Origin of the sequence: Micromonospora sp. NPDC048947 (assembly GCF_040649495.1) — a bacterium.
In the GTDB taxonomy this organism is placed as follows: Bacteria; Actinomycetota; Actinomycetes; order Mycobacteriales; family Micromonosporaceae; genus Micromonospora; species Micromonospora alfalfae.
On the sequence record NZ_JBEZFO010000010.1, the window covers coordinates 121,533 to 142,197 of the forward strand.

A 20,665-nucleotide genomic window follows, 5' to 3' on the forward strand; every position below is an offset into this window, starting at 1 on the left:
CTGTTCGCGACTGCGGGGCTCGCAACCCCGGCTCACTCCTCGCGACTCACGCTGGCGGCGGGGACGACCACGGTGCCGGTCGCGGTGACCGCCACGATCGGCGGGTCCAGGACCTCCGCGGCGGACGCGGAGCGGTCCGGGCGGCCCCGGCACACCACCGCGCAGCTCAACTCCAGGGTGCGGCTGCGGGTGCCCACCCGCGACACCTGGGCGGTGACCTCGACCACGTCCCCGGCGTGGATGGGCGCGTGGAACCGCACGTCGGTGTACCCGGCGAACAGTCCCTCGTCGCCGTCGGTGCGGATGCACACCTCCGTGGCGACGTCACCGAACAACCCCAGCGCGTACGCCCCGTCGACGAGGTTGCCGGCGTAGTGGGCGTGCGAGTACGGCACATACCGCCGGTGCGTCACCGTCAACCCGAGCCGTTCGTCGGTCATGCCATCGCCTTCCGTTGCGTGATCAGGGCGTGCACGAGGTAGCTGGCCACCTCGCCGGGCGTGGTGCCCCGACCGAAGATCCGGTCCACGCCCAACTCGTCGGTCATCGACTCGTCGAACCGGGGGCCACCGACGATCAGCAGCGGTCGCCGCCCCGCCGGCATCGCCTCCCGGAACGCGGCCGACATCTCCCGGGTGTTGTGCAGGTGCGCGTCGCGCTGGGTGACCACCTGCGACACGAGCACCGCGTCGGCCTTCTCCGCCCGGGCGGTCTCCACCAACTCCGGCACGCTGACCTGCGCGCCCATGTTGGTGACCTTCAACTCCCGGTAGTACTCCAGGCCCTTCTCCCCCGCGATGCCCTTGACGTTGAGGATCGCGTCGATGCCCACCGTGTGCGCGTCGGTGCCGATGCACGCCCCGACCACTGACAGCTTGCGCCGCAACCGCTGCTTGATCACCGTGTTGACGTCCTTCGCCGACAGCAACGCGAAGTCCCGTTCCACCACCTGCACGGCGTTGAGGTCGACCAGGTGGTTGACCCGCCCGTAGACGACGAAGAACGTGAACCCGTCGCCCATCGGCTTGGCGTGCACCACCATCGCCGGGTCGATGCCCATCTTGTTGGCCAACTGCACCGCAGCGCCCTCGGCGCGCTTGTCGTGGGTCACCGGCAGGGTGAACGACACCTGCACCATGCCGTCACCGGTGGTGTCCCCGTACGGGCGCACGATCTGCTTCTCCCCGCTCACGCGGCTGCCTCCAGGATGTCGGTGGCCGGGTTGCAGTAGTCGGCCTCGTGCGCGGCGACCCCGTCGAGGCCCTTGCCCCGGTCCGCGGGCCGCTTCATGATCCCGAAGGTGCCCTCGGCGATCGCCGTGAGCAGCGTCTGCTCCCCGATGCGTTCCAGCAGGTCCAGTGCCTCACCGAGGACCTGGTTGGCGCGGCGGCGGATGAACCCGCCCGGCACCGGCACGAAGTCCTCGTGCAGCCCACCGGCCGCGCCGAGGACGTAACGCACGTTCTGCAGGGCGATGTCCCGGTCGGACAACCACGGCGTCACCACCGCCTCGGTCATCATCCCCACCAGCAGGATGCCCTGACCGGTCAGCGCGCCGGCCAGGTTGAAGAACCCGTCGAGCAGGTTGCCCCGGAACACGTCACCGGTCATGTGCTTCGTCGGCGGCATCCACTTCAACGGCGCGTCGGGGAACAACTCCCGGGCCAGCAACGCGTGCGCCAACTCCAACCGGAACGACTCCGGCACCTCCGGGTTGATCTCGAACGCGTGCCCCAACCCCAACTGCCAGTCCGCCAACCCCGCCTCGTGCGCGAAGAACTCGTTGAGCAGCTGCGACACCGTCACCGTGTGCGCCTCGTCGACAGCGTCGGCGGTGGTCAGGTAGTTGTCCTCACCGGTGTTGATGATGATCCCGGCGCGGGCGTGCACCTGCCGGGAGAACCGCTGGTCGACGAACGTGCGCACCGGGTTGATGTCGCGGAACAGAATCCCGTACATCGAGTCGTTCAACATCATGTCGAGGCGTTCCAGCCCGGCCAGGGTCGCCATCTCCGGCATGCACAGCCCGGAGGCGTAGTTGGTCAACCGCACGTAGCGGCCCACCTCCTTCGACGACTCGTCCAACGCCGCGCGCATCAGCCGGAAGTTCTCCTGCGTGGCGTACGTGCCGGCGAAGCCCTCCCGGGTCGCGCCCTCGGGCACGTAGTCCAGCAGCGACTGCCCGGTGGAACGGATCACCGCGATCACGTCCGCGCCGGCGCGCGCCGCCGCCTGCGCCTGCGGAATGTCCTCATAGATGTCGCCGGTGGCGACGATCAGGTAGATCCACGGCCGCTGCTTCGGGTCACCGTGGCGCTTGATGAGCCGGTCCCGCTCGGCGCGCCGCCGGTCGATGCGCCGGATACCCGCGCCGACGGCCCTGCGCGCCGCCGACCGGGCCGCCGTCGCGGCCCGCCCGGTGGGCTGGGTGAACCGCACCGACCCGGCCGCGGCCTTCTGCGCCAGCAACGTCACGTCGGTGCTGCCCTCACGGACCAGCGCGTCGAACACCGGCACCGCCACCCCGTGACCCAACCCCACGTCCGCGGCGACCGCGTCGACGAGCCGGTTCACCCACGGAATACCGTCCGGGTCGGCGCCGGTCACCCCGGCCAACCGCAGGACCGCCCGCTCCACCGACACCGTGGTGTGGCTGCGCGCCAGGTCCACCACCGGCTGCCCGGCCCGACGCGCCAACTCCCGCGCCCGCGCCACCAGCACCGGATCAAGATCAAGCTTCCCGGTCATGATGACCCTTCCTCATAGATGACCTCACCGCGCAGCACCAGGCGCCGACACACCGGCAGCGGCGTCGGGTCGTCCGCACCCCGCGCCTCCGGGTCCTCGGCCTGCAACACCGGCAGACCCCGCTCCACCCCCGCCGGCGTCGACCACACAGCGAACGTCGCCGGCGCACCCAACGCGAGGACCCCCTCGACGTCCAGGTGCACCGCCCGCCACCCGCCCCGGGTGTGCGCCGCGAACGCCGAACGCACACCCATCCGCTGCGCCGGGTTGTGGTGCGCCACCGCCGCCCGCACCGACCCCCACGGGTCCAGCGGCGTCACCGGCGAATCCGACCCGAACGCCAACGCCACCCCCACCGAGTGCATCGCACCCATCGGGTTCGACTCCAACGACCGGTCCAACCCCAACCGCGTCTCGTACATCCGGCCCGCGCCACCCCACAACCTGTCGAACGCCGGCTGCATGCTCGCCACCACCCCGTACTCCACGAACCGCGCGATCAACGCCTTGCTCATGATCTCCGCATGTTCGATGCGGTGCCGGGCCGCACGCAGCCGCTCCACCCCCAGCGTCCGCGCCGCCGCCGCGAACCCGTCCAGGACGGTGCCGATCGCCGCGTCACCGATGGCGTGGAACCCGCCCTGCATGCCGTGCGCCGCGCAGTCCAACAGGTGATCACGCACCTGCTCGACCGACAGGTACCCGTGCCCACAGCCGTCACCGTCGCCGTACGGCTGCGACACGTGCGCCGTGCGCGAACCCAACGCCCCGTCGGCGAACAGATCCCCACCGGCGCCGACCGCGCCCAACTCCCGGGCCCGCGCCGCGCCACCCAACTCACCCCAGTACCCGTACACCTCCGGCAACCCCGCGCCGGAGATGCCCAGCAGACCGGTGAAGTCCTCCTCGTCGGAGATCTCCGGGCCACCACACTCGTGCACCGCCGCGATCCCCAACGACGCCGCGTGGCCCAGAGCCACCCGCTGCGCCGCGACCCGCTGCGCCCGACTCACCGACGCCTGCGCGGCCGCCCGCACCACGTGGTGCGCGTCGCGCCGCAACCAGCCCGACGCGTCGTACCCGGCCGCCTGCGCCGCCTGCGGGCACGCCGCCAGCAACGCCGACGACACCAACGCCGAGTGGATCGACGCCTGCGACAGGTACACCCGCCGACCACCGGCGGCCCGGTCCAGCGCCGCGGCGTCCGGCAACGTCGGATCCGACCAACCCGACTCGTCCCAGCCGTGCCCGAGCACCACCGCGTCCGCCGGCAGAGCCGCCGCGAACCCCGCCACCGCGTCGAGCAACTGCCCCGCCGAACGCACACCGGACAACGCCAACCCGGACAACGCCAACCCGGTGTCGGTGGTGTGCACGTGCGCGTCGACGAACGCCGGCGTCACCAACGTCCCACCCAGGTCAACCACCCGGTCGGCCGGCGGCGCGTCACCGTCGGTCCCCAACCAGGCAATCCGCCCACCGGACACCAGCAGCGCGGTAGCGCTCGGCTCGGCGGGGCAGTGCAGCACGCCGCCGCGATACAACGTCGAGGGGTTCGTCATGACCTCAGTCTGCCGCGACCCGCGCCGCGAACAGCTGACGCACCCCCGGCTCGGCGCGCAGCAGCCCCAGCGCCAACTCCGCGTGCCCCGGCACGTACCCGTTGCCCACCAGCATCGTCACGTCCGCGGCCAACCCCTCCGCGCCCAACGCCGCGGCGGAGAAGCTCGTCGCCATCGAGAAGAAAATCACCGTGCCGCCGTCCGCGGTGGCCAGCACCGCCCCGTGCTCACAGCCCGGCACGTCCACGCAGACCACCGTCACGTCCGCCGGCACCCCCAGCGCGGTGGTCACCGCCGTGGACAACCCCACCGGGTCGCGCGCATCGGCCAACGCCACCACCGACGCCAGACCGGCGGCCGTCAGCGCGTCACGCTCCGCCGCCACCGGCACCACCCCGACGGTACGCGCGGCGCCCGCCCGTCGCGCCGCAGCCAGAGACAACGACCCGCTCTTACCGGCCCCACCGATCACCGCGACCCGCACCGGCGTCGGATCACCGCTACGCCGACGCTCCTCGACGTAGCGCGACACCACCCGGGCGGTCAGCGCGGGCGCCCCGCACACGTCCAGCACCGCGAGGGACAACTGCGGATCCTCGTCGTCGGGCAGCACCGCAGCGATGGAGCGCGCGAACAGGATGGCCCACCCGTCACAGGGTACCTGCTCGCTGCGCCCGTCCCAGCGGGCCAACCCGTCGGTGATCACCAGGGGCGTCAACGTCAACGACACCAGGGTGGCGACCCGCTCCCCCGCCCTGAGCCCCAGCGGGGACCGCCGACCGGCCTCCTCGACAGTGCCGATCAACATCCCGCCCGACCCGGTCACCGGGTTCTGCATCTTCCCCCGGGTCGCGATGATCTCCAGCACCTCGGCACGGACCGCGTCACCGTCCCCGCCGTGCTTCTCCGACAACTGCCGGAAGCTCGCCGCGTCCAGGTTGAGCCGCTGCACCCGGATCCGCACCTCGTTCGGCGCGATCGCCGCCGACGTGTCCAGGCGCCAGGCCGCCTGCGGCAGCACCCCCGCCGGCTGCACGACGCGGTGCAGTCCCACCGGTGACGTCACGCCAACCTCCCCCTGTCAGCCGCCCGAAGCCCCGACCAAGGCTCGCGTAACGGGAAAACTTACGGCAGACTAGTTTCTATACCGAATATTTTCCAGTAGCCTTCGGGCTTCGCTGATCAGCCGCAACACCGAGGAGGGGCCGTGACCCAGACCCAACCGGTTGAGAGCATCCCTCAACCCCGTCACGCCCCGGTCGCCGTACCGACCGCCGGGCAGCCCTACGAGTACCACCGACGCCCCCTGGTCGAACCCGACTGGACCCGCTTCCCCGGCTGGCGCCACGTCACCCGCGACCAGTGGGAATCAGCCCAGTGGCAGCGCGTCAACTGCGTCAAGAACATCAAGCAGCTCCGCGCCGTCTTCGGTGACCTGATCGACGAAACCTTCTACGCCGACCTCGAAGCCGACCAGTCGGCCCTGGCCACCATGTCCATGCTGGTGCCACCACAAATGATCAACACGATGGTGCCGTTCGCGACCCTCACCACCGAGGCGCTGCTCGCCGACCCCATCCGCCGCTACATGATCCCGGTCGCCTCCGACCGACGCACCGACTGGCCATCACACCCCTACGCCAGCCGCGACAGCCTCCACGAGCACGACATGTGGGTCGCCGAAGGGCTCACCCACCGCTACCCCACCAAGGTCCTCGCCGAACTGCTCTCCACCTGCCCCCAGTACTGCGGGCACTGCACCCGGATGGACCTCGTCGGCAACTCCACCCCCGCCGTCGACAAACTCAAACTCACCCTCAAGCCCGTCGACCGCTACGACGCCCACATCGCCTACCTCAAGGCCCACCCCGGCGTCCGCGACGTTGTCGTCTCCGGCGGCGACGTGGCAAACGTCCCCTGGCGCAACCTCGAGTCGTACCTCATGCGCCTGCTGGAACTGGAGACGGTCCGCGACATCCGGCTCGCCACCAAGGCCCTCATGGGCCTCCCCCAGCACTGGCTGCAACCCGACGTCGTCGAAGGCCTGGAACGCGTCGCCCGCACCGCCGCCCGCCGCGGCGTCAACCTCGCCATCCACACCCACGTCAACCACGCCCAGTCGCTCACCCCACTGGTCGCCAAAGCCACCCAGACCGCCCTCGACGTCGGCGTCCGCGACGTCCGCAACCAGGGCGTCCTCATGCGCGGCGTCAACGCCACCACCCCGGAACTGCTCGACCTCTGCTTCGCCCTCCAAGGCGAAGCCGGGATCCTGCCGTACTACTTCTACATGTGCGACATGATCCCCAACGCCGAACACTGGCGGGTCCCGGTCTGGCACGCCCAGCAACTCCAACACGACATCATGGGCTACCTCCCCGGCTACGCCACCCCCCGCATCGTCTGCGACGTCCCCTTCGTCGGCAAGCGCTGGGTGCACATGCTCACCGACTACGACCGCGAGCGCGGCATCTCCTACTGGACGAAGAACTACCGCACCTCCATCGAATCCGCCGACCTGGAGGCGCTCAACAAGCGCTACGCCTACTACGACCCGATCGACACCCTGCCCGCCGACGGCCAGCAGTGGTGGAACGACCACCGCGACGACTGACCCACCCACGGCGGCACCCCCGGGGACGACCATCCCGGGGGTGCCGCCGTTCCCGTCACCGGCAGCCCAGACCCTGAACGTATCCGGGCCGCAACGTCCCGGCCGCGACCTCGTCGGCGTACTCCCAGAACACCTCAGGCCAGTCACCGGCCCTGTCCATGTCCCGCAACACCCGCCACCCGTGACTGCCGCGCAACGCGTCGGCGGCCCGCCGCACCCCGGCCTCATCCCCGGCCGCCCTCGCCCGCTGCCACTCCGCGATCCACCCACAACCCACCCGGGCCGTCACGGCGGCACCAAACTGGTAGGAGTCGTTGACGCCGACGTCGGCCAACGCCGCGACATCGAACCCCGGCGGAAGCGGCACGCCGACGAGCACCTCGGCCGCCCGCGCCTGCACCCGCTCGGGAATGACGATCTCCGGCGGAAGCGCGCCCAACCACGTACGCGCATCCACACGAACGACGGCCGCGAGGACCCGGTCGAACTCCTTCCGGGACCAGTTGTCCCCGGTACGCATCTCGACGTAAACGCCGTCGCGGGGACGAAGGATCACCGCGAAGTCCCTGGCGGAATACCGGAACAGATCCCCCGGCCAGCCGTCAATCTCCACCGTCTCCGGCCTACTGATAGCAAGCCGGTCGGCGTAACGGACCGGGTAGGTGTCGCCCGGATACCAGTTCATCTCCAGCTCGCGCTCGCCTCTCCGAAACGCGATGGTGCCGGACTCCTGGGCGAACCCGTACACAGTGGTCGCCTTCCAGCCAGGCTGGTTGATCAGCAGCCGCGGATTCTTCTCCGCCGCCCGCATCGCCACCGGCGAGTAGACGACCGAAGCACCGGCGCTGGGCACGGAAGCCCACTTCCCGACCTCCCCGACCCCTTCGGGCCCACGCGGCAGAACAGAGACGGACGCGACACCGGCGAGAACCACGGCCACCGTCACCGCGCCAGCGAAGCGATGCACTCTCGGTTGCCGCCGCGGTGGTGGCACGAACCGATCGAGCGTCGACTCGGCCATGATCTCCCCCAGCATTGTCTGCTTCGCCCCGCCGACGTGTCCGACGAGGTCCAGCCGAGCGGGATCAGCCTCCCGAACCAACCGGTCCAGGTCTTCCTCGGTCATCTCTGCTCCTTCCGGGTGGCTGCGGTCAGCACGTCGAGTACATGTCCAGGCGGCCCGAGGTCGTCACCGACCAACTCGCGCAACCTGGCTCGCGCACGCGAAAGCCGTGTCCGCACCACGGCGGGACCGACCCCCAGGACCGCGGCCACCTCGCGCGGCTGCAAGCCCTCCCACACGGTGAGCATCAACACCTCCCGGTCCAGCTCACCCAGACCCGCCAACGCCGCCCGAACCGCGAGCCGCTCGGGCACCTCACTGCCCGGATCGGCGGCGACCGCGGCGGCGATCTGCCCACGCAGCCGTTCACCCAGCCGCTGTCGGCGAACGCCGCCCCGGTGATGGTTGGCCAACACCCGCCTGGCCACCCCGTACAGCCAGAGCCGAGCTGCACCGTCGACCGGAATGTCATGCCGGCGGCGCCAGGCGACCAGGAACGTCTCCGCGACGACGTCGGCCGCGTCCTCGGGATGCGCCACGCGCCGCAGCGCGTACGCCAACAACGGCTCGAAGTGCTCAAGGTAGACGCGCTGGAAACGGTCCTCGTAGTACTCAATGCCGGAGCTCACGTTCACTCCATGTCCGGTGGGGCCTCAACCGTGACAGGTCGCGCTGGCCCATCTCCCGCATCTCGGTCCGGCTACCCGTACGGCCCGCCCGACGCGATGGCCCGTCAGCTGGTCAACACCTCGGACAACGGCGCCGGCTCCAGCCCCCGCTCCCGCAACCCGGCCAGGATGTGCGGCAACGCCTCATCGGTCATCGCCGCGTTCGCCTCGGTCACATGCATGATCACCACCGACCCGGGGTGAACGTGCTCCAACACCGCCCGCACCAACGGCTTCCACGCCTTCGCGAACGGATCACCGCTGACCACGTCCCCGTCGACGACAGTCACACCCAGCGGTGCCAACGCGTCCAGCGCCGCCGCGTCGTGGCACAACCCCGGGAACCGGAAGTACCGGGTCTGCCGACCCCCGTACGGCGCGATCACCTCGAACGTCTTCGCCACGTCGCCGGCCAACTCGTCGACCGGCAGCCGGGGCAGGTCGTAACAGTCGGCGGTGAACGCCGCGTGCCCGTAGGTGTGGTTGGCCAACTCGAAGCGCGGGTTGCCGGCGATCCGCCGGGTCACGTCCGGATACCGCTGCACCCACTTGCCGGTCAGGAAGAACGTCGCCGGCACCTGCTCCCGCTCCAGCAGGTCGAGGATGCGCAGGTTCGCGTACGACTTCACGCGGCCGGCCCGCAGGCTGGCCAACATCCCGTCGGTCATGTCCGCGTCGAAGGTCAGCGCGACCTTGGCACCGGTGCGTGGCCCGTGATCCACCACCGGCGCCCTGCTCCCCACCCGCGTCGCCCCCGGAACAGCCGCAACCGTCGGCGTCGGGGCACTCTGTGGGGTGGCGGGAGCCGTTGGCGTCGGAACCGCCTGCGATGCGCTGGCGGTCGGCACGGCCGCAGAGGCGGACGAGCCGACAAAGACCGGCCCCTGCGGCGGTGGAACCCGGGACGCCGTGCACGCGACACTGCCGACAACGGCCGCCGCAACCAGTACGCCACACCACAGTGGGCGAAGCCGGGGTCGGATCACGCCGCAGATCATGGCAGACGCGAAAGCGCCTCACTGCCCTGCGCGGTCAGCCCGCTCCGTCGATCTTGCACTTTCCGTTGTCGACATCGGTTGAATATCCCTTTTGTCGGCACAGTAAGTGCAAGATCGCGGCGTGGAGGGGGTGGGCGGGGCGGCATGACGGGTCCCCGGGCGACGGTGCGCCCGGGGACCTGTGGACCGCTCGGGTCACTTCGTGAAGGAGTCCTTCACGTTGCGACCAGCGTCCTTCACGTTCTGACCGGCCTGCTTGGCGCGCGCGTCGCTCTGCTGGCTGGCGCCCTCGCCACGCATCCGCTCGTTGTCGGTCATGTCGCCGACGCGCTCTCTCGCGGCGCCGGCCAGTTGCTCAGCCTTGTTCTTTGCCTTCTCGGTGAAGCTCATCGCGCCTCCTCGGTCTGGCGGTTGTCCCGGCTCGCTTGCCCGGTCTGCGGGTGCCGAAACCGGCAGTGCTGGTCGGCACACCCGCTAGAGCATCCTAGGAAGATAGGTAGTGGGAGGGTCGCCTGTCGGCACCGCCCCACGATGGTTAACTGACCGCATGGGAGAGCTCCTGCTGATCCGGCACGGCGAGACCACCTGGAGCGCCAGCCTGCGGCACACCTCGTACACCGACCTGGAGCTGACCCCCGACGGCGAGCGACAGGCCCGCACCCTGGCCGCGTTCCTGGCCGGCCGGCGCTTCGTCACAGTGCTGACCAGCCCCCGCTCCCGGGCGCTGCGCACCGCGCAACTGGCCGGGCTCACCGTCGACGCCGTCGACGAGGACCTCAGCGAGTGGAACTACGGCGAGTACGAGGGCCGCACCACAGTCGACATCCACGACGACGACCCGCACTGGAACATCTGGACCGACGGCTGCCCCGGCGGGGAGTCCCCCGCGCAGGTGGGTGAACGGCTCGACAGGGTGCTGGCCCGCGTCACCCCGCTGCTCGACCGTGGCACCGTAGCCCTGGTCGGGCACGCGCACAGCCTGCGGGTGCTCGGTGCCCGCTGGATCGGCCTGCCCCCGTCCGCCGGTGGGCGGTTACGGCTGGAGACCGCCACTGTCAGCGCGCTCGGTCACGAACACGGCCGGCAGGTCATCCTGCGGTGGAACCAGCCGGCTCCTCCGGCGCCCGGGACCGCGACCGACTCGGTGCCGCAGAGCTGATCTTCGGCGGCCGGTTCTCGTACGGCGTGGACAACACCACTGTCGTCCGGGTCGTGACGTTCGCCGAGGTGCGGATCTCCTGGAGCACCCGCTCCAGGTCGGTGGGGCTGGCCACCCGCACCAGCAGCAGGTAGAAGTCCTCCCCCGCCACCGAATAGCAGGAGTCGATCTCCGGCAGGTGGGCTAGCCGCTCCGGGGCGTCGTCCGGCTGCGACGGATCGAACGGCCGGATCGCCACGAACGCGGTCAGCGGCAACTCCAGCGCCTCGAACGACACCCGGGCGGCGTACCCCTTGATCACCCCGCGCTGCTCCAGCCGACGGACCCGCTGGTGCACGGCGGACACCGACAGCCCCACCCGCTCGGCCAGATCGGTGTACGACAGACGGCCGTCGGCGGTCAGCGCGGCGACGATAGCGCGGTCGATCTCCTCCACGGCGTGCAACCTACCGGGAAAACCGTCGCTCGGCGACGAGGTACCCGAGTGGCGGGCCGCGGTGTGCCGTGCCGCACCCACCGCAGCCCCACCACCACGTAGCGTCGTCAGCCCTTGGCCAGGGCCCGGGAGATCACCATCCGCTGGATCTGGTTGGTGCCCTCCACGATCTGCAACACCTTCGCCTCCCGCATGTACCGCTCCACCGGGTGGTCGGCCACGTAACCCGCGCCGCCGAGCACCTGCACCGCGTCGGTGGTCACCCGCATCGCCATGTCGGTGGCGAAGAGCTTCGCCTTGGCCGCCTCGATCGCGTACGGGCGGCCGGCGTCGCGCAGCCGGGCCGCCGCCAGGGTCAGCGCGCGGGCGGCGGAGATCTGGGTGGCCGCGTCGGCGAGGAGGAACCCCAGCCCCTGGAAGTCGATGATGGAGCGCCCGAACTGCTGCCGCTCCCTGGCGTAGGAGACCGCGTAGTCCAGGGCGGCCTGGGCCAGCCCGACCGCGCACGCCGCGATGCCCAGCCGGCCGGAGTCCAGCGCGGACATCGCGATGGTGAAGCCCATCCCCTCGCCGCCGATCAACCGGTCGGCCGGCACCCGCGCCTCGTCGAAGGCGATCTGCGCCACCGGGGAAGCGCGCAGCCCCATCGTCCGCTCGGGCGCCTGCGGGGTGATGCCGGCCGTGCCCGCGTCGGCGAGCAGGCAGGAGATCCCCTTCGGACCCGGCCCGCCGGTGCGGCAGAAGACGTTGTAGAAGTCGGCGGTGCGGGCGTGGGTGATCCAGGCCTTGGTGCCGGAGACCAGGTACGCGTCGCCGTCGCGATCCGCCCGGGTGGTCAGCGCCGCCGCGTCCGAGCCCCCCTGCGGCTCGGAGAGGCAGTACGCGCCCAGCAACTCGCCACCGAGCATGTCCGGCAGGAGCTTGCGCTGCTCGTCGCTGCCGAACGCCGCCACCGGGTAGCACGACAGGGTGTGCACGCTGACCGCCTCGGCGACAGCGAGCCACCGGCTGGCCAGGATCTCCAGCACCTGCAGGTACACCTCGTACGGCTGCGCCGCGCCGCCGTACTCCTCGGGGTAGGGCAGGCCGAGCAGGCCGGCGCGGCCCAGCGTGCGCAGCACCTCGCGGGGGAACTCGGCGCGTTCCTCGAAGGCCGCGGCCTTCGGCGCGAGCTCGCCGTCGGCGAGCTCGGTGGCGAGACCCAGCAGGTCGTGGGCCTCGTCGGTGGGGAGGATCCGGTCGACAGTCATAGCGCGATGAGCTCCGTGGGGGTGGTGTTGAGCCGTTGCACGCCGTCCGTTGTGCAGACGACGATGTCCTCGATGCGGGCGCCGTGCCGGCCCGCCAGGTAGATGCCCGGTTCGATGGAGAACGCCATGCCGGCCTCAAGGGGTCGGTCGTTGCCGGCCACCAGGTACGGCTCCTCGTGCCCGTCCAGACCGATGCCGTGGCCGGTGCGGTGCAGGAACGCGGGACCGTAGCCCGCGGCGGCGATCGGCGCTCGGGCCGCGGCGTCGGCCGCCGCGGCGGTGATCCCTGGCCGCACCGCCTCGACGGCGGCGCGTTGCGCGTCGCGCAGCACCGCGTAGTAGTCCAGGAAGTCGGCCGGCGCCGACCCGCCCGCCAGGTAGGTGCGGGTGCAGTCCGAGCGGTAGCCCGACGCCATCGTGCCGCCGATGTCGACCACCACCGGCTCACCGACGCCGATCGGCCGGTCGGAGGTGCCGTGGTGGGGGCTGGCTCCGTTGGGCCCGGCCGCCACGATGACGAAGTCGACGGTGACGTGCCCGGCGGCGCGGATCGCCGCGGCGATGTCGGCGGCGACCTCGGCCTCGGTGCGATCGGGGCGCAGCCACTCGCCCATCCGCAGGTGCACCTCGTCGATCGCCGCGCCGGCCTCGGTGAGCGCCGCGACCTCCGCCGGGGACTTGCGGATCCGCAACTCGCGCAGCACCTCCCCGGCGAGCCGTTGGGCGGCGTCGGGGAGCGCCGCGCGCAGGCCGAGGACCTGCTCGGCCCACATCCGGTCGGCGAGCCCGACCGCCGCGACCGGGCCGTCGAGGGCGGCGACGACCAGGGGGTACGGGTCGCTGCCGTCGGCGTGGTCGACGATGCGTACTCCGGTGGCCCGCGCCGGGGACGCCTCGGCGGCCGGGCGTTCGAGCCGGGGCACGACGAGGGTCGGCTCACCCTCGGCGGGCAGCACCAGGCAGGTCAGCCGCTCCCCCGCGTGGGCGTCGTACCCGGTCAGATACCGCAGGTCGGAGCCGGGCGTGAGCAGGAGGGCGTCCAGCCCGGCGGCGGCTGTCGCGCGCTGCGCGGCGATCAACCGATCCGGCGGATACAGCTCGTCGATTCCCACCCCGTCAGCTTAACGGTCGTTTGGGCAAACCCCATATCGACACCGATCGTCGGAAAATCCATCGACGTTGATTGACTCGGACAGTTAACACTCTTTAAGATTTGGCTGCCTCGAGGCCCACCCGTCCCTGCGTCCCCGCACCCCCCGCCCGCGACAACCCTGCGCGGGCGGGTGTCGTCCCCCGCCCACGGGAAGGCCCCCGATGTCCTCACCACTGCGCCGCGCCCTCGCCGCCGGCCTGCTCGCGCTGGCCACGGCCGGCGCCACCCTCACCGTCATTCCCACCGCCGCGCAGGCCGTGGTGCTGCCCAACAACTTCAAGAGCGTCGGCTACATGCCCTCCTGGGCCGGCAACATCAACACCATCCAGTACAACAAGCTCACCCACATCAACTACGCCTTCGTCCTGCCCAACAGCAACGGCACCCTGCAAGGGGTGGATGGGGCCCGACTCTCCTCGCTGGTGTCGCAGGGGCACGCCAACAACGTCAAGGTCTCCATCGCGGTCGGCGGCTGGAACGACGGCAACGACTCGGCCTTCGAGACGCTCGCCGCCAACGCCACCAGTCGCACCAACTTCGTCAACAACCTGATCAATTTCGTCAACCAGTACAACCTCGACGGTGTCGACATGGACTGGGAGTACCCCGACCCGGGCGCCTCGGCCAACAACTACACGGCGCTCATGACGCAGCTCAGCAGCGCCCTGCACAGTCGCGGCAAGCTGCTCACCGCCGCAGTGGTCAGCGAGGGCTACTCCGTCGACGGCGTGCAGCCGGCAGTGTTCAACCAGGTCGACTGGCTCAACATCATGGCCTACGACGGGGGCAGCCCACACGCCAACTACGACTGGTCGATCAACAGCATCAACCTGTGGAAGGCCCGCGGCCTGCCGGCCAGCAAGGCCGTCCTCGGCATCCCGTTCTACAGCCGCCCCGTCTACTACAACTACTCGTACCTGGTCGGACTCGACCCGGCGAACGCCAACCGGGACTGCGCCACCATCGGCGGCAGCCAGCAGTGCTGGAACGGCATTCCGACAGTCAAGCGCAAGACGCAGTGGGCGCTGGCCAACGCCGGCGGCGTGATGAACTGGGAGCTGTCGCAGGACACCAGCGGCTCGACCTCACTGCTCAGCGCCATGTACGACACCATCATGGGCGGCACCACCCCGCCGCCGACCGGCCGCACCGGCCGGATCACCGGCATCGCCGGCAAGTGCGTCGACGTGGCCTCGGCGAGCAGCGCCAACGGCGCCGCCATCCAGCTCTGGGGCTGCAACGGCACCAACGCGCAGACCTGGACCGTGGCCAGCGACAGCACGCTGCGGGCCCTCGGCAAGTGCGCCGACATCACCAGTGGCTCCACCGCCAACGGCGCGAAGGTCCAACTCTGGGACTGCAACGGCAGCGGCGCGCAGGTCTGGCAGGCGCAGTCCAACGGCACGCTGCGCAACCCGCAGTCGAACAAGTGCCTCGACGCCAGCGACAACAGCTCCGCCGACGGCACCCGGTTGCAGATCTGGGACTGCTTCGCCGGCGCCAACCAGCGCTGGACGCTCCCGGCCTGACGCCGCGCCCACAGGCTGTTGCCCCGGGGCTCCCGATCGACGCCACCGCGTCAGTCGGGGGCCCCGGCGAGCTCACGGACCACCGTCAGCATCTCCTGCACCGAGCCGGCCGGGTCGGTCACCGGGAACTGCACGGCCCGCACCACCGCCGCCGGGTCGACCAGCAGGGTCAGCCGCTTGAACCGGGTCATCCCACCCGCGCGGAACACCGGCAGCAGCAGCCCCGCTCCCAGCCGACCGTCCTCGTCCGACAGCAGCGGGAACGGCAGTTCGGCGTACGCGGCGAAGTCGGCGAGCTGATCGGGCCGCTGGGTGCTGACGCCGTACACCCGGACACCTGCCGCCTCGAAGTCCGGATGACGCTTGGCGTACGTGGTCGATTCCAGGGTGCACCCCCGGGCGCCGGGAATCTCCGCCCAGCCGGGCGGATAGCCCTGCGTTCCCGGCGCGTACGCCCCGGGGAACAGGTAGAGGACCGTCCACGCCTCCGTCGCGGCCACCGCCACCGGTTGCCCGTCGGCGGCGGGCAGGACGACCTCGGGCAACCGTCGGCCGACCAGGTCGTGCGCGCGGCGCGCCTCGGCCGAGCCGGCGTCGGCCGTCGCTGTCACGTCACCGTCGCCCATCAGGTGCCTCGTTCCCCAGTCCTGCAACGCGATCAGCACCGGCAACAGCCCCTCGCCCCTCGTGGTGAGCAGATAGTCGTACCGCGGTGGGTGTCGCGAGTACGGTCTGCGCTCCAGCACACCGTGCTCGACCAGGGCGGTGAGGCGCTCGGTCAGCGCCCGACGGCTGACGCCCAGCTCGCGTTGGAGCGCGTCGAAGCGGGTCGTCCCGCCGGCGACGTCACGCACGATGAGGAAGGTCCACCAGTCCCCCAGTACGCCGAGCGCCTGCGCGATGCCGCAGTCCGCATCGGCAAGATCCTCTCGCCGCACCGGCTACCTCCGTTGGTTCCGTCCGACTATAGTCGGTTCCAGATTGGAATGCACTGGCCCGGCGAACGGGGGTCGGCGACCTGCACGTCGACGAACGGGCCGGGGTGTTCCGGCGCTGGTGGACCGCCGGCACGACCGGCATGGGTCGGATCGGCGGTCGACGCGGTGACGCTGACCGCGCTCCACGCAGTCCACGGCGCGCGGCGACCAGCCCGCACCGTCGTTTTCCGGCAAGGCGCGTCCCCGCGGCCCTAGCCTGGGATCGGGTCGCCCGCGCGGGCGACCTGACCGGGAGGACCGACGTGGCAGGCAACGAGGCGAATCGGGTGGCGACACGCCGTCGCCGCCAACTGTGGGCCGGGGTGCTCGCCCTCGTCGGCCTGGTCCTGCTGATCATCGGCGTCACCGTCGCCGACGGCATCGCGGCCTGGGTCGAGGTGGTGGTGGCGATCCTGCTGCTGGTGACCAGCTACATCGTGCAGCACCTGGCCCGGCGGGAGACCGTCTACCAACCCGACGAACGACGCTGACAGCACCGGCGCGGCCGGGCGTACGCCAGATCGTCGGACGGTTGTGCCAGGCTGTCCGGCGTGGCACACCGACCCCCGATCCTGTTGATCGACGCAGCCAGCCTCTACTTCCGGGCCTACTTCGGCATTCCGGAGTCCGCCGCCAAGGCCGAGGACGGCACCCCGGTCAACGCGGTGCGCGGCTTCCTCGACATGCTCGCCACCCTGATCCGGGTGCGGGGCGCCGACCGGATGATCTGCGCACTGGACTACGACTGGCGCCCGGCCTGGCGGGTCGACCTGCTGCCGTCGTACAAGGCGCACCGGGTCGCCCCGCAGGGCGGCGAGATCGTTCCGGACACCCTCTCCCCGCAGGTGCCGATGATCCTGGAGGTGCTGACCGCGGTGGGCATCACCGCCGTCGGCGCGACCGGCTACGAGGCGGACGACGTGCTCGGCACCCTCTCGGTGACCCAGCCCGGCCCGGTCGAGGTGGTCTCCGGCGACCGCGACCTGTTCCAACTCGTCGACGACGCCCGACCGGTCCGACTGCTCTACGTCGGGCGCGGCGTCGCCAAGCTCGACGACTGCGACGACGCCGCCGTGCGGGCCCGCTACGGCGTGCCCGCCGACCGGTACGCCGACTTCGCCGCGCTGCGCGGCGACCCGAGTGACGGGTTGCCCGGGGTGGCCGGCGTCGGCGACAAGACCGCCGCCCGGCTGATCGAGCGGTACGGCAGCATCGCCGGCATCCTGGCCGCGCTCGACGACTCCGACTCGTCCTTCGCGCCGGGCCTGCGCGCCAAGCTGGTCGCTGCCCGCGACTACCTGGGCGTCGCGCCCACTGTGGTCCGGGTCGCCCTGGACGTGCCCCTGCCGGAGCTGCCCACCGCGCTGCCGAGCGCGCCGGCCGACCCGGACCGGCTGCTCGAACTGGCCCAACGATGGAACCTGGCCGGCTCGGCCCGCCGCCTGGTCGACGCCCTCGCCGCCCCCCGTGGCGGCGAGAAGCCGTCGACATCCCCGCAAGCGGGGTAACCACCCGACACAACCCGGTCGGGGGACAAGCGGGCGAACGCGGGTTCCCGCGCTCCCCCGCTCGTTACCGTCCGTAGAGGTGGACCGGACAGGTCCGTCGAGTCGAGCGGTTCCGCAGGAGTATCCCGTGCACCTCGCCGCGCCGGAGCCCGGATCACCACGGGCCAGCGGTCCGCCGGTGCGCGACCCGGAGGCCCCGCGCCGGGTCACCCTCCTCGAACTCTTCTTCGACCTGGTCTACGTGGTCGCACTGGCCCTCATCTCACGAGGAATGGTCGACCAGCTCGACTGGCACCGAGCCGCCGAAGCACTGATCATGCTGGCCGCCGTCTGGTGGACCTGGGCGATCACCACGCTGGTCACCGACCTGTACAACCCGGAACGCACCGAGATCAAGCTGCTGATCAGTGCCGTGATGTTCGGCGCGCTGCTGATGACCACGGCGATTCCGGAAGCGTTCAACAACCGGGGGATCGTCTTCGCCGGCACCTACGTGGCGATCCACCTGGGGCGTGGCCTGTTCCTGATGCCGGCGGTACGCCGCGAACCGCAGACCCAGCGTCGGGCGGCCCGCATCTTCGTCTGGTTCACGGTGTCGGCGATCCCATGGCTCATCGGCGCATTCGTCAGCGGGGACGCCCGGATCCTCTGCTGGGCCATCGCGCTCGCCATCGACTACCTCGGCTTCCGGCTCGCGTACCCGGTGCCAGGTCTCGGGGTGGTGCCCGAGAAACAGCGCAATGTCACAGCGGAGCATCTCTCTGAGCGCTACCAGCAGTTCTTCATCATCGCGCTCGGCGACGCCATCCTGACCATCGGCACCATGTTCAGCATGGAGCACAACGAGGCCGAGAACATCGGGGCCTTCGCCGTGGCGTTCCTGACCACGCTGCTGCTCTGGCGGATCTACGTGCACAAGTCCGGCGAACTGCTGCCGACCGCCATCAAGGCCGCCGAGTCGCCCAGCAAGTTCCTGTTCAGCGCGCCGTACACCCATCTGTTGATGATCGCCGGCGTGGTCACCACCGCGTCCGGCTTCCACCTGGTGCTGCACGAGCCGACCGGGCGGACCCCACCCGCCTGGCTGGCGGTGATCCTCGGCGGCCCGGCGCTGTTCCTGGCCGGCCGGGCCTCCTTCGAGTACGAGGTGTTCAGCCGGGTGTCGTGGTCCCGGCCCGGCGGGATCCTGGCGCTGCTGACCATCGCCCCCGGCCTGCTGTACCTGCCGCCGGTGTTCGCCTCCCTGGGTGGGCTGCTGGTGCTGGTCGGCGTGGCCTACGCGGACTTCCGGCGTAGCCACGGCAAGCCGCCGGAGGCCCCGTCACCACCTCACTGAACGAGACCCGCCATTCACAGCGGAACCGAGCCGGCCAACAACCGGCCCGCGTCGGGCACGTACGGCTCGACACCCAGACCGGTGAGCAGTTGGTGCACCGTCGCCGTCGCCGCGGTGAGCACCGGGCGGCCGAGACGGGCCTCCACCTGCGGCACGGCCGCCAACGACGGCAGCTGCACGCAGGCGGAGAGGACCACCGCGTCCACGTCGGTCACGTCCAGACGAGCGGCCAGATCGACCAGACTCGCCGCAGGGATGCGCCCGACCGCCACGTTGTCCGGCTCGCCGAGGCTCACCGCGTCGGTCACCTGTACGCCGTACGCGGCGAGGTAGGCGGCGACCGTCGCGGTCAACGGCGGAAGGTACGGCGCAATCAGTGCCACCCGGCGGGCACCCAGCGCCCGCAGCCCGGCGACCAGCGCGCCGGCACTGGTCACCACCGGCATGTCGTGCCCGGCGCGACCGGCGGCGCGGCCCAACCGCCGCTCGGCCCGCTCGTGCGCGCCGGCGCCCTCGCACATCACCGCCACCAGACAGGCGTACGCGAGCACGTCGCAGCGGGCGTCGGCCAACTCCGCGGCACACCGCAGGGCGGAGCGGTTCATCCGGGCCAACTCGTCGGCGGTCACCTGACGCAGCCGTACCCGGCTGGCGTGGGTGGTGAACCGGACCGTCGGATCGACGACCTCGCGTCGGCGCAGCATCGCCGGGATCTCGGTTTCCATTGTGGTGTTGGAACTGGGTACCACCAGGCCGATGCGATAGCCGCTCACACCAGTGCCCCGGCGTACTCCCGGACCTGCAACCGGTCCCGGGCGCCTCCGGCCAGGCGCACCTGCAGACCGAGTGGCGCGGCTGCGCGGCGAACGTCGTCCAGGTGCAGCGATCCGTGCCGGTCCACGGTGAGCACCGGCGGCTCTTCGAGGTCGCCCTCCGGCGCGTGGAACGAGAGCAGGGTGACCGAGGTGGTGAGATAGCCCGGGTACGCGGCGCGGGCCGCGGCCTCGTCCCGGTGGACCAGCACCACCAGATCGTCGAGGTGGGCGAAGTCGGCCGCGAGAGCGCCCGCCTTCCAGTGCGCCGGCTCCTCCGCCGCGCCCGTGAGATGCCGGGAGCGGTTCGCCGAGGTGATGTAGAGGTGATCCGTTCCGGTCTCGGCGAGCGCCCGCTCGAAGAAGGCGTTGGACGGGCAGGTCAGCCCCGGTGCGATCACCTGGGTGGTCCGCATCCCCTGGTCGATCTGGGTGAGGTGCTCGGGGAGCCGGTCCGCCGCCGGTCCGCGGAAGCCGAACGGCCCGGCCCCGTAGAGGGCGTCCATCAGCGCCCGCACCCGACCGACCGGCAACCGCGGTGAGATCCGCGTCCAGTCGAACATCCCGGGGATCCGGCCGATCGCTGTGGTGATGCTGCCGACCTGGTGCACCGGTCGGCCCTTGGCCAGGTTGACCCGGCGTACGGCGGCCGCGTCGGGACGCGTCACGATGACGTAGAAGTTGGCGAACGCCGCCGCGACGATCGCGCCGCCAGCAAGCGCGCGGGCCGCGACCGCGACGTCCTCGGGGCGGTCGATGTACAGGGGCGGTGTCGGGGCGTCCATGAGTCCTCCTCGGCGGGGCCGTGAGGCAGTTCTACGTCCACTCACCCGGATGACGGCGAGGTCGGTC

21 protein-coding genes are annotated in these 20,665 nt (G+C 71.1%); 6 read left to right on the plus strand and 15 right to left on the minus strand.

Features of this window, described 5'->3' with window-relative positions:
- Positions 1-32: 32 nt before the first annotated feature.
- Genes AB0B98_RS16680 through AB0B98_RS16700 form a run of 5 tightly spaced genes read right to left on the minus strand, consistent with a single transcriptional unit; the run spans position 33 to position 5,364 of the window.
- Positions 33-440 carry a hotdog domain-containing protein gene (locus AB0B98_RS16680; protein ID WP_357363504.1) on the minus strand — a complete coding sequence of 136 codons (408 nt, stop codon included), beginning with the start codon at positions 438-440 and terminating at the stop codon, positions 33-35.
- Positions 437-1,192 (minus strand): OAM dimerization domain-containing protein, encoded by a 756-nt coding sequence (locus AB0B98_RS16685; RefSeq protein ID WP_308193543.1) that lies wholly within the window; start codon positions 1,190-1,192, stop codon positions 437-439. The genes AB0B98_RS16680 and AB0B98_RS16685 overlap by 4 nt, the downstream gene beginning before the upstream one ends.
- Positions 1,189-2,748, minus strand: coding sequence for a lysine 5,6-aminomutase subunit alpha (locus AB0B98_RS16690; RefSeq protein ID WP_357363506.1), 1,560 nt, complete (start codon positions 2,746-2,748; stop codon positions 1,189-1,191). Before AB0B98_RS16690 ends, AB0B98_RS16685 begins: the two co-directional genes overlap by 4 nt.
- On the minus strand, positions 2,745-4,310 hold the full coding sequence (locus tag AB0B98_RS16695; protein WP_357363508.1) for an amidohydrolase: 1,566 nt from the start codon (positions 4,308-4,310) through the stop codon (positions 2,745-2,747). The genes AB0B98_RS16690 and AB0B98_RS16695 overlap by 4 nt, the downstream gene beginning before the upstream one ends.
- 4 nt (positions 4,311-4,314) lie before the next feature.
- Positions 4,315-5,364 carry a zinc-binding alcohol dehydrogenase gene (locus tag AB0B98_RS16700; RefSeq protein WP_357363660.1) on the minus strand — a complete coding sequence of 350 codons (1,050 nt, stop codon included), beginning with the start codon at positions 5,362-5,364 and terminating at the stop codon, positions 4,315-4,317.
- 153 nt (positions 5,365-5,517) lie between these two features.
- Between AB0B98_RS16700 and AB0B98_RS16705 the strand changes: the two genes are divergently transcribed.
- Positions 5,518-6,924: a lysine 2,3-aminomutase gene (locus tag AB0B98_RS16705; protein ID WP_357363510.1), complete on the plus strand. Its 1,407-nt coding sequence runs from the start codon at positions 5,518-5,520 to the stop codon at positions 6,922-6,924.
- Between the two features lie 55 nt (positions 6,925-6,979).
- Here AB0B98_RS16705 and AB0B98_RS16710 read toward each other — a convergent pair whose 3' ends face one another.
- The 4 genes from AB0B98_RS16710 to AB0B98_RS16725 form a co-directional block, all read right to left on the minus strand.
- Positions 6,980-8,050, minus strand: a complete 1,071-nt coding sequence (locus AB0B98_RS16710; protein WP_357363512.1) for a hypothetical protein — start codon at positions 8,048-8,050, stop codon at positions 6,980-6,982.
- Positions 8,047-8,616, minus strand: coding sequence for an RNA polymerase sigma factor (locus AB0B98_RS16715; protein ID WP_357363514.1), 570 nt, complete (start codon positions 8,614-8,616; stop codon positions 8,047-8,049). Before AB0B98_RS16715 ends, AB0B98_RS16710 begins: the two co-directional genes overlap by 4 nt.
- Positions 8,617-8,720: 104 nt before the next feature.
- Entirely contained in the window at positions 8,721-9,380 is a 660-nt protein-coding gene (locus AB0B98_RS16720; RefSeq protein ID WP_357363516.1) for a polysaccharide deacetylase family protein, read from the minus strand.
- A gap of 468 nt (positions 9,381-9,848) precedes the next feature.
- Entirely contained in the window at positions 9,849-10,043 is a 195-nt protein-coding gene (locus AB0B98_RS16725; RefSeq protein ID WP_238670709.1) for a CsbD family protein, read from the minus strand.
- A gap of 157 nt (positions 10,044-10,200) precedes the next feature.
- Here AB0B98_RS16725 and AB0B98_RS16730 point away from each other — a divergent pair, with 157 nt between their 5' ends.
- Positions 10,201-10,812 (plus strand): histidine phosphatase family protein, encoded by a 612-nt coding sequence (locus AB0B98_RS16730; protein ID WP_357363518.1) that lies wholly within the window; start codon positions 10,201-10,203, stop codon positions 10,810-10,812.
- Here the strand turns inward: AB0B98_RS16730 and AB0B98_RS16735 are convergent.
- From AB0B98_RS16735 to AB0B98_RS16745, 3 genes are all read right to left on the minus strand, one after another.
- Positions 10,742-11,248 carry an Lrp/AsnC family transcriptional regulator gene (locus tag AB0B98_RS16735; RefSeq protein WP_357187803.1) on the minus strand — a complete coding sequence of 169 codons (507 nt, stop codon included), beginning with the start codon at positions 11,246-11,248 and terminating at the stop codon, positions 10,742-10,744. The two genes, AB0B98_RS16730 and AB0B98_RS16735, sit on opposite strands and share 71 nt — an antisense overlap.
- A 107-nt stretch (positions 11,249-11,355) precedes the next feature.
- Positions 11,356-12,498: an acyl-CoA dehydrogenase family protein gene (locus AB0B98_RS16740; protein ID WP_357363520.1), complete on the minus strand. Its 1,143-nt coding sequence runs from the start codon at positions 12,496-12,498 to the stop codon at positions 11,356-11,358.
- Entirely contained in the window at positions 12,495-13,610 is a 1,116-nt protein-coding gene (locus AB0B98_RS16745) for a Xaa-Pro peptidase family protein (RefSeq protein ID WP_357363522.1), read from the minus strand. Before AB0B98_RS16745 ends, AB0B98_RS16740 begins: the two co-directional genes overlap by 4 nt.
- 202 nt (positions 13,611-13,812) lie before the next feature.
- Here AB0B98_RS16745 and AB0B98_RS16750 point away from each other — a divergent pair, with 202 nt between their 5' ends.
- On the plus strand, positions 13,813-15,180 hold the full coding sequence (locus AB0B98_RS16750) for a glycosyl hydrolase family 18 protein (protein WP_357363524.1): 1,368 nt from the start codon (positions 13,813-13,815) through the stop codon (positions 15,178-15,180).
- A gap of 50 nt (positions 15,181-15,230) precedes the next feature.
- Here the strand turns inward: AB0B98_RS16750 and AB0B98_RS16755 are convergent, their stop codons facing one another.
- A complete protein-coding gene (locus AB0B98_RS16755) occupies positions 15,231-16,118 on the minus strand; it encodes a winged helix-turn-helix transcriptional regulator (RefSeq protein ID WP_357363526.1) in 888 nt (295 codons plus the stop codon).
- Between the two features lie 302 nt (positions 16,119-16,420).
- On the opposite strand from AB0B98_RS16755, the gene AB0B98_RS16760 reads away from it, so the two are divergent.
- From AB0B98_RS16760 to AB0B98_RS16770, 3 genes are all read left to right on the plus strand, one after another.
- Positions 16,421-16,648, plus strand: coding sequence for a hypothetical protein (locus tag AB0B98_RS16760; protein WP_238670703.1), 228 nt, complete (start codon positions 16,421-16,423; stop codon positions 16,646-16,648).
- Between the two features lie 60 nt (positions 16,649-16,708).
- Complete coding sequence (locus tag AB0B98_RS16765) at positions 16,709-17,665, plus strand: 5'-3' exonuclease (RefSeq protein ID WP_238670702.1); 957 nt, start codon at positions 16,709-16,711, stop codon at positions 17,663-17,665.
- A 79-nt stretch (positions 17,666-17,744) separates the two neighbouring features.
- Positions 17,745-19,001, plus strand: coding sequence for a low temperature requirement protein A (locus AB0B98_RS16770; RefSeq protein WP_357363528.1), 1,257 nt, complete (start codon positions 17,745-17,747; stop codon positions 18,999-19,001).
- A 14-nt stretch (positions 19,002-19,015) separates the two neighbouring features.
- On the opposite strand, the gene AB0B98_RS16775 is transcribed toward AB0B98_RS16770, so the two are convergent.
- Together AB0B98_RS16775 and AB0B98_RS16780 are read right to left on the minus strand one after the other, a co-directional pair.
- Complete coding sequence (locus AB0B98_RS16775) at positions 19,016-19,726, minus strand: Asp/Glu racemase (RefSeq protein ID WP_357363530.1); 711 nt, start codon at positions 19,724-19,726, stop codon at positions 19,016-19,018.
- Between the two features lie 44 nt (positions 19,727-19,770).
- Positions 19,771-20,598, minus strand: a complete 828-nt coding sequence (locus AB0B98_RS16780; RefSeq protein ID WP_238670699.1) for a hypothetical protein — start codon at positions 20,596-20,598, stop codon at positions 19,771-19,773.
- Positions 20,599-20,665: the final 67 nt, after the last annotated feature.

Excerpts from the sequence above, each read along its gene's own strand:
- AB0B98_RS16690 (WP_357363506.1), bottom strand. The coding sequence starts at position 2,748 with ATGACCGGGAAGCTTGATCTTGATCCGGTGCTGGTGGCGCGGGCGCGG.
- AB0B98_RS16740 (WP_357363520.1), bottom strand. The coding sequence starts at position 12,498 with ATGACTGTCGACCGGATCCTCCCCACCGACGAGGCCCACGACCTGCTG.
- AB0B98_RS16710 (WP_357363512.1), bottom strand. The coding sequence starts at position 8,050 with ATGACCGAGGAAGACCTGGACCGGTTGGTTCGGGAGGCTGATCCCGCT.
- AB0B98_RS16725 (WP_238670709.1), bottom strand. The coding sequence starts at position 10,043 with ATGAGCTTCACCGAGAAGGCAAAGAACAAGGCTGAGCAACTGGCCGGC.
- AB0B98_RS16730 (WP_357363518.1), top strand. The coding sequence starts at position 10,201 with ATGGGAGAGCTCCTGCTGATCCGGCACGGCGAGACCACCTGGAGCGCC.
- AB0B98_RS16775 (WP_357363530.1), bottom strand. The coding sequence starts at position 19,726 with ATGGAAACCGAGATCCCGGCGATGCTGCGCCGACGCGAGGTCGTCGAT.
- AB0B98_RS16695 (WP_357363508.1), bottom strand. The coding sequence starts at position 4,310 with ATGACGAACCCCTCGACGTTGTATCGCGGCGGCGTGCTGCACTGCCCC.
- AB0B98_RS16780 (WP_238670699.1), bottom strand. The coding sequence starts at position 20,598 with ATGGACGCCCCGACACCGCCCCTGTACATCGACCGCCCCGAGGACGTC.
- AB0B98_RS16750 (WP_357363524.1), top strand. The coding sequence starts at position 13,813 with ATGTCCTCACCACTGCGCCGCGCCCTCGCCGCCGGCCTGCTCGCGCTG.
- AB0B98_RS16680 (WP_357363504.1), bottom strand. The coding sequence starts at position 440 with ATGACCGACGAACGGCTCGGGTTGACGGTGACGCACCGGCGGTATGTG.